Consider the following 14930-nt stretch of genomic DNA (forward strand, 5'->3'; position numbering starts at 1 on the left):
AATTTTGGGCTTACAACGTAAATCGTATTTCAAAACAAACAACTACAAACATGAAAAACTTATTACTACTTTTATTAGTCGCATTAAGCTTTGGTGCATATTCGCAGCAAGGTGTGAGTTTCCAGGGGATTGCTAGAGATCAAGAAGGAAAAGCGCTTAGTTCTCAACAGTTGGAATTCTTTTTCTCAGTTGGAGAATCCGGTAAAACAGCGGTTTATTCGGAAAGCAAAGTCTTAGATACAGACGCATTCGGTGTCTTTAGTCATATGATTGGTTCCGAAAAAGCAAATGAATTCAATGCACTGGATTTTTCTGTTCAGTATAACTTAAAAGTATCTTATAAGAAGGATGGTAATACTTATGTGCTTAGTGACTCGCCATTGAATTATGTACCTTATACTTATTATGCTGAGAAAGCGCAACATTCGAATACCGCAACAACAGCGACGGCTAATGGTGTTCCAGTAGGAACCATCATGCCATTTGCTGGCGATAAAAATAAGGTTCCTTCAGGATGGTTGGTATGTGATGGCAGTTCATATTCTAAAACGAACTCGAATTATGTAAACTTGTTTAATACTATAGGTACTAATTGGGGAGGAGATGGAAGTAATTTTAATGTGCCAGACTTAAGAGGACTATTTTTAAGAGGAGTATCTGATGCTTCAGGTGCTGACCCGGATCGTAATAATCGTTCTGCTATTAAAACTGGAGGTAATACGGGTAATAAAGTTGGCTCTTATCAAGCAGATCAATTTAAAAGTCACAATCACGGAAATGGAAATTACAATTTGCTATTGCAAAGAACAGGTAATCACACTTCTGATGGACAAGACAATAGCAGTAATGAGCCGGATGTTGTTAACACAGCGGCAATACAGGCAAGAGGAGGTAATGAAACTAGACCTCGAAATGCTTATGTACATTATATCATCAAATACTAGTGCCTGTTAATTTCATTGAAATGAAAAAAGTACTTAGTATTTTATTTTCAATCTTGTTGTTGACGCAATGGGCGAGCGCGCAGATTGAAAATCATAAGGCTGTACCCTTTCTAGGAAGTGGGGCAGTGCAAAAAGAAGCGGGAGTCGGCAACCCTGTAGAGGTTGTTTTTCAGGTTGGATCTCCGATAAATATTTCTCACAGATCCGTTGCGAATAACTCAGAGCAATTGAGCGTTCGTTTTCCATGGGATGTTTTATATCTTAATTATACGTTTGATGGTAATTCATTATTTGTTTCCAAGGGATATTTCTCTGATAGGGTGTTTTTGAGATGGAATCCGGTAGCGAATATTGATAATATTACTGGATATAAAATTTTTAGAAAAGAACTTGGCTCTCTCGAAGACTCAGTAATAGTGAAGAATCTTTCCAAAGATGATTTGGATTGGGAGGATGAGTTCGCCAATAGCGGAGTGTTGTACAAGTATACTGTGCATGCTATTGGAGTGCATGAGTCGCAAGCCGCTTACATGACTTATATCGAAGGAATTGGTTACCGTACGACAAGCGCAACTATCACAGGCCGAATAGCTTATGAAGGAGGCCAGGCTGTCAAAGGAGTTACTGTTTTGGCGGAGTCTGAAGCGGATTTTTCAGGAACGAGTTTATCGTTTGATGGAAATGACTTCTTATTGCATGATAGTTTGGATATACTGCAAAGCACCCAAAGCTCATTAACAGTGGAGGCGTGGATGGATTTGGACGAGTCTTCCTTCACAGGGAGCGTTTTTGATTATGATGGCATAAAGATCGATTACGATGGGACGAATAAAAAGCTAAAAATCAAACAAGATGGTAGCGATGTTTCCTCATATGATTTTGGGAGAAAAAACCTGCAAGGAGTTTATGTGGATGGATTTGCCCACTTTGCAGTGGTTTTTGATCAGGATTCATTATGGTATTATTTGCAGGGTGAACTATTGGACAGCGCAAAACTGAATTCAACTCTTTCTATCAGCACGGAGCAGGATTTGAAGATTGGTAGCGGAATCAAAGGTTATATTGATGAGTTCAAGATATGGTCTAAGCCATTGGATTCAATTACAATCAGCCAAGACTATAATCGATATATTTCCGGTGGTGAAAATGGTTTGATAGCTTATTATCGAATGAATGAAGGCTATGGAGATTTTGTTTACGATTTGTCGCATACAGGACTTGTCTTTAATGAGAATCATTTGAAAAGGCTGGGTGCTACATGGAGTGACGTTATTCCATCGCCGAAAACGGATCTAGGCATCAGAGGAATTACTGATGAAAATGGAAACTATATCATATCAGGTATACCATATAATGGTTCAGGTAGCACGTATACGGTTACGCCTCTTTTCGAGCAACATAGCTTTGAGCCAAGCGAGAAAATTCTTTTCCTAGGCGGGAATGAGACGGTAATCAATAATGTGGATTTCAAGGATATTTCATCGTTTAAAGTTACCGGTACGGTTAAGTATAAAAATACAAGCTGCTATGCTGAAGGTGTTTTTGTTTTGATCGATGGTGAGATTGTGACTAAAGATGGACAGCCTGTGATGACTGACGCAACGGGCTTTTTTGAATTGGATGTTCCGATAGGATATCATTTTATTACTGTTGAGAAGAATGGACATGTATTCAGCGCTGGAAGATTTCCTTCTGATGAGAATGAAAAATGGAATTTCCAAGAGCCTCTTCCTCCAATAAGTTTTATTGACAGTACTTTGGTGAAAGTGGTTGGTAGAGTAGTCGGAGGTACAAGAGAAGGAAATAAATTGGCTAATCTTGGACGATCAACCAACAATATCGGACAAGCTGAAATTACCTTCAAGTCGCAACAGAATAATGGATGCAGTATAAATAAAGTTGTTACTGATAGCAATACAGGCGAGTATGAAGTTTTACTTCCTCCAATGAATTATATCGTTGAAGGCCTGTCCGTAATCAATGACCCTTCAATAAAATTTGGTACGCTTGATTTATTGAATTTAACGAGAATAGTCCCTGAAACAGTAATTATCGATACTGTTAAAAATGAAACAACAGGAGCCATTATCAGCATAGATTCAACGAGTTATCATGTTCGCAATGACTATATTTATAGAAAAGAACCAATTATTACGGTTAAAAATACTGATGGAAGCGAGTTCAGTGGAGAGACTTCCATTTCGTATGATCAACCTAGAATAGGGCAAAGCCCTTTGACGCATACGATTGATTTGAAAGCGACTCCATTCCTTTACCCAGTTTTCGAATCAACGAACCAATACACTGCGGATATAAGAGTATTTGAAACTTATGTAAATGCAGATAATCCAATATTGGTGGATAGCGTTCCTGTAACAGATGGTAAAGTTACGATCAATAATAATCTGGCGGAGATACAATACGAAGAAGCTGATTTGAATAATGGGCTGTATCGCTACACGTTCACGGGCGGAGTGCCGAATACTTTGACAAATGCAAATGTTGAAGAGTATAGCTATACTCAGACATTTGAAATTGGTGTGGAAACAGCTAAGAAATCCATAACGTGGGATGTTAATGGCGAGATCTATAGAGGTTACGTGTTCGGAGGCAAGCCTAATGGCAATAACTTCGTGACGACAGGTCCAGAGCTAGTGGATATGGTATTGAGAGATCCTCCGGGAAGTGGAAGTTATGCTTATATCGAAAAAGGCACGAGCGATACTTATTATGAGAGTTGGACGTTTGAGGGCGGTTCTACATTAGATCTTGAAAAGAAAATTCGATTGGGAACAACGATAACGGCAGGTTTGGGTGTGTTGACTAAGACTGAAGTTGTCAATGATTTGAAATTGGGATTTGAAATGACAATGACGGGTGGCGGAGGCCATTCTCTGGAAACGACAATTACGTTTACTGATACATATCAAACATCGGATGGACCTGAATTGGTAGGCGAGGCTGGCGATTTGTTTATTGGCAAGTCTATGAATTATATCTATGGAACATCTCTTAACTTGGATGTCTTGCCGGATTCGGTTTGCGACAAGCCGGGTGTGGAATGTTATGGAGAAAGCGTTGACGGTTTTAAAATCGGTAAAAAGCTGGGAATGTATATGGTTCCTGAAGGGTTCAATACGACTTTTGTTTATTCAAAGGATCATATCGAAAATTATTTGATACCTGATCTTACGCAGCTTAGAAACAATCTTTTCCATTCTGAAAACTATCAATTGGTATTGACTGATCAGAACGATCCAAAATTCGGGACAAACAATGACGACCCGATTTGGGGCACGGATGCATCTTCGGAGAATTGGAGAGTTACAGATGCCGCTGATACTTTAGGTAAAAGTTACATATTCCGATCAAGTCATTTGGAGAATAAGTATGACTCGGTGAGATGGTATAACCAGCAGATTAGAATCTGGAAAGACGCATTGGGAGAAAATGATCGTGAAAAGTATGAAGCGATAACAAACGGTTCTCCTGAGAGAAATATATCTTTCAGCGCTGGCAATAGCTATTCGTACACGCATATGAATGATACAATCAACGATTATACGAATGTTTTTGATATGGCGATAAACGAAGAGGTTGCTTTGGAGATAGGCGCCTCGATTAATGAGACGGGTATTGAAGTCGCTCAATCGCTAACATTCCACCAAGTTTACAACAAGACTTGGGGCGATGTGTCTGAGAGATCAAAGACGTACGGTTATGAGCTTTATGATGATAATATTGGGGACTTTTTCAGTGTGGATGTATTTGAATCGACTTCTGGGGGCGGTCCGATATTTTCGACTGCAGGAGGACAAAGTATGTGTCCTTGGGAAGAAGTTGCTGTGGTGGAATATCCTTGGAAAAAGTATGTGACGGTCATCGATACGGCTTATGTAAGAGGCAGCAGTAATAATTATGATGTTGTCATTGATGGAAAATACTATAAGTATGAAATTACAGAGTATCAAGAATGGCAAGGAGAATATATCACCGAGCATGTTGGTAAAAACCTTAGCGAAGCTACCATGCGTCGTGAAATTCCTGTTCTTGAAGTCGCTCCTTCAGTTCAACAAAATGTGCCTGATCACGAAGCCGCTGTATTCAATTTGACTTTAGGAAATGATAGTCAGAGTGGAGATATGCAATGGTATCGTTTGGCGGTGTTGGAAGAAACAAATCCGGATGGAGCGGTATTGAAGATCGATGGGGTTCCATTGAATAGAGTATATGCTATACCTGGAGGATCGAGTATTGTCAAGGAGCTTACCGTTGAGAAGGGACCTGTGAAAGATTCATATGAAGATATTCAGTTAGTGCTTTTCTCTACTTGCGAATATGATAACTGGACAAATGGAGGCGTTTTCAAATCGATTGACACAGTGACTATTTCGGCGAATTTTATTCCTTCATGCAGTACTGTGGATTTATTGAACCCTGAGGACCAATGGGTGGTGAACACTTCATTTGATGATACTTTGAGAGTTGTGATTGGTGATTACAATATCAATAATCCTTCGCTGGAAGAGGTTCAGTTTCAATACAAGCCTTCTTCAAGCAGTAGCTGGATAGGTTTGCAATCATACTTTGTTGATACTACGGGCATGAATGATGATCGCTTGAAGGAAATTCCGACCAATGCTTCCTATATTATTTATGAGTGGGATATGGCGCAATTGCCGGATGCGAATTATGATTTGAGAGCTGTGTCTGTTTGTACGCAAGCTGAAAGCAGTTCGAAGACGTATTCGGGTATTTATGATGATACAAACCCGCATTTGTTTGGGACTCCGCAGCCAGCAGACGGTATTCTATCGCCAAATGATGATATCGCTGTTCAGTTCAATGAAAATATCGATATAGGCAAATTAAGCTGGGATAATTTTGAAATCAAGGGAGTGCTTAACGGTTCGAAAATCAGACACCAAGCGAGCGTAGGTTTTGATGGTGTTCAGAATTATATGTTGGTCAAAGATGGTTTTGGACTTGCCAATAGAACTTTTACTATAGAGTTCTGGCTGAAGCGAAATAGTCTTGGAGAGCAATGCATTTTCACTGAGGGAGGAAATGCGAGCGAAGGCCTTTATATCGGTTTCGATGCCAATGATAAATTGGAGATTGGAATTAACGGCGAAGTAGTAAAAACGGATAAAAGTTTTACGGAACAAGACTGGAAGCATTTTGCAATAGTTTATGATCAAGCGGAGTCAAAAGCGTCAGTATTGGTAGATGCTGTGTATGAATTGGATGTTGATATTACTGAAAAGTACACTGGCAATGGTGATGTGTATATTGGTAAAGCCGGGTTCGGAAACTCAAGGCATTTCAATGGATTTATACATGAGTTCAGAATCTGGAGCACAGTTAGAACGCAAGCGAAGATCGCTTCTAAGATGAATACATCATTGGGAGGCTCTGAATTTGGATTGTTGGGTAATTGGCCGATGAATGAATCTCGTGGTGATGTTGCTTTGGATAAAGTGCACAGTCGACATGGTCAGTTGAATGCTTCTTGGAATGTCGAGCCAAAAGGCAGAGCTTATCAATTCAATGGATCTTCGGATTACTTGGCATTGAATACTGCTAGAGTGCCGATGAATGAAGAAATGGATATGACTATTGAATTCTGGTTCAATGGACAGTCTGGCGCGGCTTCTACATTTTTGTCCAATGGCAAAGGCGATGGAACCGATCAGTCGGAGACTTTATGGTCGATCTCAGCCTCAAGTCAAGGAATGTTTTTCGTGGAAAATGCTGGCTTGAAGTTCCAAGCAACACATCAGAGTTATTTGGATGGAAATTGGCATCATTTCGCATTGGTGGTAAACAGATTGGGCAATATTAGCTCTTACATTGATGGAGAATTGCAAACTGCTGATTTGAGCGAAAACTGGAAAGGCTTTGCGGCTCCAAAACTATGGGTTGGTGCTAGAGGTTGGCTGGATGGATTCACAGAAAACTTTGACAATTATTTCAATGGTCAAATGGATGAAGTGCGTATCTGGAACCTTGCCCGCAAGCAGTCTCAAATCAAACAAGATATGATGAATCGCTTGCAAGGTGATGAAATAGGTTTGAAAGTTTACCTTCCATTCGAGCATTATACAGAAGATGTAGGCGTGTTGGTGCTTACGGAAACAACAGAAAACAAGTCTCAAGAGCTTGTTGAAGTTACAGAGCAAGGAGGGACATTCTCGGAAGTGCCTGCGAATATCAAGTTGGCTAGACCAGTAGAAAAAGTTAATTTTACTTTTGCGGTAAATGAAGACAAAGTGATCTTGACGCCTACTACAGATGCAGGTTTGATAGAGAAAACCATACTTGATATTACTGTGAAGGATGTTTATGATTTGAGAGGCAACAAGCTTCAATCTCCAATTACTTGGACGGCATACATTAAGAAAAATCAAGTGGTTTGGGATGCACAGCAATTTGATTTGTCGAAGCATGCGAATGAGGAATTGACATTTAGAGCGAGAGTGATTAATTCTGGAGGTAGACAAGAAAGTTTCAGTATTGGGAATCTGCCTGAATGGTTGACAGCAACACCACAATCGGGAACTTTGGAGCCTGACAGTCAGCAAGAGATTATTTTCACAGTCTCTGATGGATTGAATATTGGAAATTACAGCAGAGATATTTATTTGAACACTGACCTTAGCTTTAGCGAAAAGTTATTGATTAATTTGGATGTGTTTGCTGAGAGACCTGATTGGACTGTCAATCCTGCTGATTTCAATAATAGCATGAGCTTGGTTGGATACTTGAAAGTCGATGGATTGATTTCCACGGACGAAAACGACATGATTGCTTCTAAGATTGATGGAGTGCTTACAGGTGTCGGCAACTTGGAATATGTCCCTGAGTATGATCGTTATATGGTATTCTTGGATATTTACAGCGATTATATTGTCAATACTAATCAAGATATCGAACTATTAGTATGGGATGCGAGCACAGGCCAGATTTTTGGAGATGTGACGCCTTCCAATTTGGAATTTGAGCCAGAGACAATGGTTGGGACGCCTTCCGTGCCGGAACTTATCGAGACAAACAATCAAATCGTAGTGGACATGCCGGTGAACAAAGGTTGGACATGGCTTTCGTTCAATATGACCAGCGATGAGCTTAAGGATGTGGAGAAGTTGATGAATGACTTGAAGCCTGGTAATGGCGACTTGGTAAGGGATCAATATAATTTCGCGACTTATTATACTTCAGGAGATTATTGGTATGGAGAACTAGGTTATAATTACTATGATTACTATTACCGAAATTCTTTCACTAATTATTCCATGTATATGTTGAGACTTTCGCATGAGGATACGATCAGGTTTATGGGAGTTCCATTAAGCCCGGACACAGTTGATATTCCTCTGAAGAAAGGGTGGAATTGGATATCTTATCTTCCAAATGTCAATATGCCATTGAAAGAAGCGCTTTCGAATCTTGCGCCTTCAGAAGGCGATGTGATCAAAGGTCAAAAGAACTTTGCGGTGTACGATGACAAGCTGGGCTGGATAGGTAGTCTTAAGACTTTGAAAGTGAGGCATGGATATATGTATAAATCAGCCAAGGATACTCAATTCAGATATCCGAAGTCTACCGTTCTGCTTTCAAGACAGAAAGAGGAAGATTCTGATTTCGCTTGCTTGCCTGATCAATGGGAGATAAATGTTCATGATTATGAATATCATATGTCGGTGATTGCGAAAGTTGATGAAGATGATCTTTCAGACGTGGATGAGACTTTGCTTCTCGGGGCATTTGAAAACAAGCAAATCAGAGGAGTTGCAAGGCCGATGTTCAAAGAAGATACAGAAGAATGGATTTACTTTATTTCGTTGTACAGCAATGAGCTTGTGACGGATATGAGTTTAGTGTTGAAAGATTGTGATACAGAAGACGAGTATTCAGTAAATGAGATTTTGAGTTTCCAAACGAACGGCATAGCAGGTACGCTTGATCAGCCTGTTAATCTGACAATAGGCAGTAGATTGACAAGCCTTGATGATCAAGAATCGTCGTTCAATGCGTATCCAAATCCATTTGCGAAGTCAGTAGCAATTGAGCTTCCGAAGAATGTTAACGGAAAAATCACAGTGCTTGTTCACGATCTTGCAGGGCGAAGAATTGCTGAGATTGACACATCGGATTTTAATGGAGATGAACTGGTTTGGGACGGAACGACTGATAGTGGAACGGAAGTACCTGCGGGAGTTTACCTGATTTCAGTTACTTCAGGCACCCGAAACTATTCAATCAGAGTAACGAAGATCGCTCCACAGGGAGAAAAGTAAAATCGACTAAAATAATAATTGAAAAGCCTCTGGATTAATTCAGGGGCTTTTTTGTTTAGAACAAATACTTTCTAAAAATGGCATGCGATTTAGGGTTGGAGATGACTTCTTCCAAGTCGACGCTGGATGTCATATGCCATTTTCTTCTTGGAAGTCCATGTTCTTCCCTGATTTTGTTTTCAATTTCTTCGATGACATAATGCTCTTCATTATTGCTCCAAGGGAAGAGTTCAGGATCATTTTGATAATGTTCAAGAAAGATGCTTTTTCTTGATTCTCCTCTGTGATAACCTTTTACATGACCTGCTTCATGCCCTAGAGTGATAAAGTTGGGGCATAAGACAAAGTTTCCACTAGGGGGAAGGTACAGTCCGTTTTTTGCAAAGACATCATCATCGGGCTTTCTTGATCGACTGTGGTGAGTATAGTCCTTTGCGAAGTCCCATTGTTCGCCTCTCAGAACAGAGAGCTCTGACCAAGGAACCACTAAGCGAACCATACCACTGGAACCACGTGTGGCAAATACGTCGACAAAAAGATTGTCTTTTGAAAACTCCCCCAATGGCTTGGGCTCTTGATCAGTAGTTCTGTATGATATCGCCGAATCGCATGAGTCTTTCATTACCTTAGATACAGGAATGACAACCATTGGCCTTGAGTAATTATTTAGTATGGAGCACATTAGCTTTCTTCCTGTAGGTCTGCTAAGCAATCTTAACACTGAGCTAGCTACCATGGGCTGGAAGTTATTATGTCGGCTTGATTTTAATTCGGTCCCGTTCATATACTCACCTACCAAACCGTAGCTTTGTTGATCTGAAATCATTTGCCAAGCCATGGAAATGTCTTCTTGTTCTGTTTTTGACAAGGATTCCCAGTCCGGTACCCAAGGAGAGTACTGTCGATTCATTACGTGTTTGACAAGTTGAATGTGTTCTTTGTGAATGGTTTCCAAAAGCAAAAACAAACTTTTGTGATACAGAGGCATGAATCTAAAACTCATGATGGGGCAACGACGATGCCATGAGTAAATATCATGTTCGAGAAGATCTAGAAGTTCAAATCTTCGTGATGTAGCATTCTTGTTGCTGAGCATTAATCGCTCTATAAGATTTGATCTTTCTGTTTCCGATTCACTTTGTCTTTCCAGTTTTTTTAATTGTTGAAAATCATCTTCGGCAGCTTCTCTTTCAAATTCATATTCTTGAAGACGTGATTCAATAAGCACTAATTCAGGTATGAGTTGCCTTCGAGAATCAAAATTTTGAGAATTTTCCGCTTTCATTTTTTCTTGAAATTGCCCCAAAGTGAGGATTTTCATGTAAGCAGATGCGTCAAACAATGCCGAGTATAGTTCTCTTTCCGTCAATTCTTCAAAATCATGATCAGGTTTTTCGCTCGTTTTAGCGACTTCCACGGCTTTTTCTAAATCCATGGTTTCATCGACTGTCGAGGAGTGATGTAGTGGAGTTTTCATATGGTATTTGTCTGAAAACTTATATTCTAGCCTGTGCGCCCATAATTCCGGTTCGTTCATCCAAGGATAAGTCATATGCTTACCGTATTTGTACATGTGTACACTGCCCAAGTCGGCTGGAGGTTCTTTGAAGGGAAGAATTCCTTTGTAAACAAAATATTGCTCATGAAGCCCTAATAAGTCGTAATAAACGGGGTCAAGATTGGATGTGTTTTCCACATCGTCACGCATCAGCAAGGCTTCGTCCACTCTATCCATCATAAGATGAATGCGTTGCCCTTTTTTGGATATTCGAGTGAAATAAAGCATGGTTTTCAGTCTTACGTCTCTTATCCATTGGGCAAGCTCTAGCGCAGTATGTTCTTGCGTGAGAGGTGGCATTTGCTCCTGAAGCCACATGCCGAAGCAATCCACCGAGCTCATTTTTCTAGGATTTGACTCTTTGACGACAATTTTGCCCTCATTAATTTTCAAGTATTTGATAATGTCGTCGAGGAAGATAGGCATATCATCGCTTCCGCAAAGACTTCTGAAGTGCGGAGCAACAGCTTGTTGAGTCCATTGAGTACCGATGACTAAATCTCCTGGTTTGTAGCTTTTGCTCATATTTTCATAGTCAGGAAACGACATGAACAATTGCGTCTTCAAATCTTCTAAAGTAGTATTCGCATCTACTCTGATTGTAGTCTCGGGATCTGTCATGGCGGATTCAATCACAGAAATAAGCCATTCTCTTTCAGTAGAATCTGAAATTTTATCAATTCGACAGACCAAATGATCTGGCAGTTGAGTGTAATATTCTATAGGACTTGCGGAGCCTTTGCCTGAGTAGACAAATCTTTGTATGGGTTTTTGAAGGATGCTTTGAAGGGCTTTGGCTTGGGTAGTTTCTGCTCTTAAATCACAGATGGAGGCCGAACCATTGGATAGAGATTTCTTCTCAAGCTTTTTTAGTTGCAAACCATATGATTTCATGGAAGACTAGCCTTTGTAATTTTTAATAATAAAAAGGATTTGCCGTGTATTAATGTTATAAATAATCTTTATTTGATTAAATGGTTTGGTTGCGATTCGTATAATTATTTGGCTAAGAAAATTATGGATTTTATGAGCCGTTTAAAAAGAAGTGTATAGTGAGCTGAACTGATCTTTTTGAATTTTTTTCCATTGATGGTATTGATCTTGATCTAGGATTTCTCTTAGCTCGGTAGTTAGTTTTTTATGCAATGATTTTTTCTTTTTATTGTCATTGGTTTGAGGGCTTTGTATCAACAGAAGGTATTGATCATAAAGTATGTCGTTGACTTTGGACTTTTGCTGGAAGGAGAGTTGCAGTTTTTCCTCAAGCTTTCTTGTGGCTTTGAAAGCTCTTTGAATCGCTGTATGCTTGTGGTGAGGCTTGACTTGGGCTTTAGAATTTGAGCAAAAGAAGATTGAAAAAAAGACGATGAGAATTAAAATTTTTTTTGCGGATTTAATTTTTGACCTTGGGGATATTATACTATTCATCATCTTTTCCTTTATGTCTAAAATGCTAATAATAAGATAGATGCATAATATGTGCCAGCTGTAAGAAGATGATGTTAGCAAAAGCTTTACCTCTTTGTGAAAAAATGTCTATCGAATAATTATGGAGTTTGCAAACATCATGAGAGGTAGAGGCCCGAAGTGCCTAAAGTACTCGGGAAGATAATGTGCAGGCGATAGGTGTGTGATAGCTGATGCATGGATTATGTTACAGCGAAAAATGAAAGCCATGCATGCACTCGAGGTTTAGTCTAGAAATGTTTGTTAGTTATTTGGAAGAAAAAGAATATAGACTATTTTCTATATTCTTTTTAACGGTTGAAATATTTTTCATTAGACTCCAGACGGCTTTGAAGGTTTTCTATCATCTAACTCAAAATCAGGAGTATCCGCATCAGAGTTTGAATTAGAAGTTGATTTAGATCCTGAATTTGTATTTTTTTCAGTATTTTCTATGCTAGGATCTTGATCTTCATCTCGGTTATGATTTGGATAATGAGGATGACTAGGTGTAGAAGCATCTTTAGTAAGATCATATGAGGTTTTATCTTTATCTGTTTCTTTTCCTAAAATTGGGTTTCCATATGTCGGATGTCTCGTGTCTCCAGAGTTATTACTTCCTGGGTTACCACCTCCTGAATTACCTGCTGGAGCACCTCCAGAGTCACTTGTTGCATAATCTCCTCTCCAATATTCACCATTAGTATCGAATGGATCAGGTTCGGAACCTTTCACTGGACGAGCTCCAGCGTTAACAGTCGTTAAATCAATATTTTTTAAAGATTCATTTACATCATTGGAATTATTGCATGATGAGAATGAGATAGCTCCTATTAAAGCTAATGTATAAAATAATCTTTTCATGAGAATGTTATATTAATTGTTTGTATTTGCTAATGTAGTGATGTTTATATGAAAAATGTAGTATAAAATTATAATATTTAGTAATTCCCTCAATTAATCACATAATAACTGGTTAGGTTATAAACAAATCCCTTATGTGGGTAATGAGGAATTTTAATTAATCATGAAAATCAATAAATGAGCTTATATAAGAAATTAATGAAGTAATCAAAGTGGATAGTAAGAGTTTGAAATCTTGTTTTGTCAATGTATGAATCTGATTGAGCATTTTATCAGGTGCTATGAGCCGTGAAACCAACTTAAGTCATGTTGGTTCTTAATGAATATGACTATTTTGGAAGCTTAACGATATGCATAGCTAATGAATATTAATAAACACAACAGCCGAGCCTGGGACAAGGAAGATGGTTTGGAGGAATGGAAACAACCATTTTCACATGAAGTGATCAAAAAGGCAAAACGTAATATTGCTGAAGTTTTGTTGACGAATTCGAAGTCTGTTCCTTCGGATTGGTATATGCCGGTCAAAGGAAAAAAGATCTTATGCCTTGCATCTGGAGGTGGTCAGCAAGCGCCTATTTTTTCAGCTATGGGAGCAAATGTGACTTTAGTTGATATCAGCGCTAATCAACTGGCTAAAGATAAAATGGTGGCGGAAAGAGAGGGACTGGCAATAGATATCATACAACATGATATGTGCGATTTGTCGATATTTGAAGATGAAACCTTTGATATGATTTTTCACCCTATATCAAATTGCTTTATAGAGGATCCTAATCTTGTATGGGCTGAATGCTATAGAGTGTTGAAAAAAGGAGGATCTTTGCTCTCTGGTTTTGTGAATCCAATTCTGTATTTATTTGATATGGATGCGATCGAGCAAGGAGAACTAAAAGTGACAAATACGATTCCTTATTCAGATGTCGAACAACTTCCAAAAGATCAGTTGAAGAAGAGAATTGAGAATAATGATACGCTAGAGTACGGTCATTCGTTGGATACTCTTATTGGCGGACAAATTGCCGTTGGTTTTGCAGTAACAGGTTTTTATGAAGACTATAGTTGCGACGATACTCTTGACAAATATATACATTCGTCAATAGCGACTAAGGCTTTGAAGGTGTAAAAAGTATTTGATGCTTATATTTTTGTCTTTCTATACATTTTTTGGTTGTTAATGTACTTGATGAACTATGAGTGGCTGATCATTTCTAGTGGTGTCTAATGACTTAGTTTTAAGGAGAAATTTCTTAAATTCCTAGAAAAAAATTGAGCAAAAAACATCATGAATATTACATGAATTTAACGTGCTTTTAGAAGCGTGTTTTATTGGTATTATTATGTTTTTTTCGTATTTTAAAGTATAGAAAATTAGACATATTCAACCAAAAAACAACCAATGATCGCACTAGTAAGCAAAGCTATTAAAGAACAAAAAGTTATATCATTCATGTATGAAGGCACGCGAAGAATCGTTGAGCCATTTACTCTTGGGACGTTGCAAAGTTCTAATAACTTAAGCCTTTCGGCATGGAAAGTGGGAGGTTATAGCCAGTCAAGAAGTTCATCGGATTGGAGGCTGTACACATTCTCAAAGATGTCGCAAATTAAAGTAGAAAGCGATGCGTTGATAGAAAGTCGCGCAGGATACAGAGCGGATGATAGTCGAATGTCATATATTTGGAGTACTAGATAAAGTTATATTTTTATGCAAGGCTTTTGGCTTGGCTCAAAAGCCTATTTTTTGTTTTGTTCAAATGACGTTTTTCAGCTGGAAAACGTCATTTTTACTTTATAGGTGCAATGATTTATAAACTG

General features: G+C 38.8%; 7 protein-coding genes. 4 read left to right on the forward strand and 3 right to left on the reverse strand.

Annotation, left to right across the window (positions count from 1 at the left end; genetic code table 11):
* The first annotated feature begins 50 nt into the window (after positions 1 to 50).
* Both AABK36_RS08785 and AABK36_RS08790 read left to right on the forward strand, forming a co-directional pair.
* Positions 51 to 944: a tail fiber protein gene (locus AABK36_RS08785; protein ID WP_309939526.1), complete on the forward strand. Its 894-nt coding sequence runs from the start codon at positions 51 to 53 to the stop codon at positions 942 to 944.
* Between the two features lie 20 nt (positions 945 to 964).
* The gene (locus AABK36_RS08790) at positions 965 to 9244 is read left to right on the forward strand and encodes a LamG-like jellyroll fold domain-containing protein (protein ID WP_309939527.1); all 8280 of its coding nucleotides are present in this window, start codon (positions 965 to 967) and stop codon (positions 9242 to 9244) included.
* A 55-nt stretch (positions 9245 to 9299) separates the two neighbouring features.
* Here the strand turns inward: AABK36_RS08790 and AABK36_RS08795 are convergent, their stop codons facing one another.
* The 3 genes from AABK36_RS08795 to AABK36_RS08805 all read right to left on the reverse strand — a co-directional run bounded on the left by AABK36_RS08795 (position 9300) and on the right by AABK36_RS08805 (position 13112).
* On the reverse strand, positions 9300 to 11696 hold the full coding sequence (locus AABK36_RS08795) for a type III secretion system effector protein (protein WP_309939528.1): 2397 nt from the start codon (positions 11694 to 11696) through the stop codon (positions 9300 to 9302).
* A gap of 141 nt (positions 11697 to 11837) precedes the next feature.
* Positions 11838 to 12230, reverse strand: coding sequence for a hypothetical protein (locus AABK36_RS08800; RefSeq protein WP_309939529.1), 393 nt, complete (start codon positions 12228 to 12230; stop codon positions 11838 to 11840).
* Positions 12231 to 12581: 351 nt separating this feature from the next.
* Positions 12582 to 13112 carry a hypothetical protein gene (locus AABK36_RS08805; protein WP_309939530.1) on the reverse strand — a complete coding sequence of 177 codons (531 nt, stop codon included), beginning with the start codon at positions 13110 to 13112 and terminating at the stop codon, positions 12582 to 12584.
* Positions 13113 to 13473: 361 nt separating this feature from the next.
* On the opposite strand from AABK36_RS08805, the gene AABK36_RS08810 reads away from it, so the two are divergent.
* Positions 13474 to 14238, forward strand: coding sequence for a class I SAM-dependent methyltransferase (locus AABK36_RS08810; protein ID WP_309939531.1), 765 nt, complete (start codon positions 13474 to 13476; stop codon positions 14236 to 14238).
* A 273-nt stretch (positions 14239 to 14511) separates the two neighbouring features.
* Entirely contained in the window at positions 14512 to 14808 is a 297-nt protein-coding gene (locus tag AABK36_RS08815) for a WYL domain-containing protein (protein WP_309939532.1), read from the forward strand.
* Positions 14809 to 14930 lie beyond the last annotated feature (122 nt).

The sequence above is a fragment of the Aureibacter tunicatorum genome (assembly GCF_036492635.1).
Classification (GTDB): domain Bacteria; phylum Bacteroidota; class Bacteroidia; order Cytophagales; family Cyclobacteriaceae; genus Aureibacter; species Aureibacter tunicatorum.

What these genes read in the sequence shown, in the direction of transcription:
- AABK36_RS08785 (WP_309939526.1), top strand. Translation starts at nt 51, where the DNA reads ATGAAAAACTTATTACTACTTTTATTAGTCGCATTAAGCTTTGGTGCA.
- AABK36_RS08790 (WP_309939527.1), top strand. Translation starts at nt 965, where the DNA reads ATGAAAAAAGTACTTAGTATTTTATTTTCAATCTTGTTGTTGACGCAA.
- AABK36_RS08795 (WP_309939528.1), bottom strand. Translation starts at nt 11,696, where the DNA reads ATGAAATCATATGGTTTGCAACTAAAAAAGCTTGAGAAGAAATCTCTA.
- AABK36_RS08800 (WP_309939529.1), bottom strand. Translation starts at nt 12,230, where the DNA reads ATGAATAGTATAATATCCCCAAGGTCAAAAATTAAATCCGCAAAAAAA.
- AABK36_RS08805 (WP_309939530.1), bottom strand. Translation starts at nt 13,112, where the DNA reads ATGAAAAGATTATTTTATACATTAGCTTTAATAGGAGCTATCTCATTC.
- AABK36_RS08810 (WP_309939531.1), top strand. Translation starts at nt 13,474, where the DNA reads ATGAATATTAATAAACACAACAGCCGAGCCTGGGACAAGGAAGATGGT.
- AABK36_RS08815 (WP_309939532.1), top strand. Translation starts at nt 14,512, where the DNA reads ATGATCGCACTAGTAAGCAAAGCTATTAAAGAACAAAAAGTTATATCA.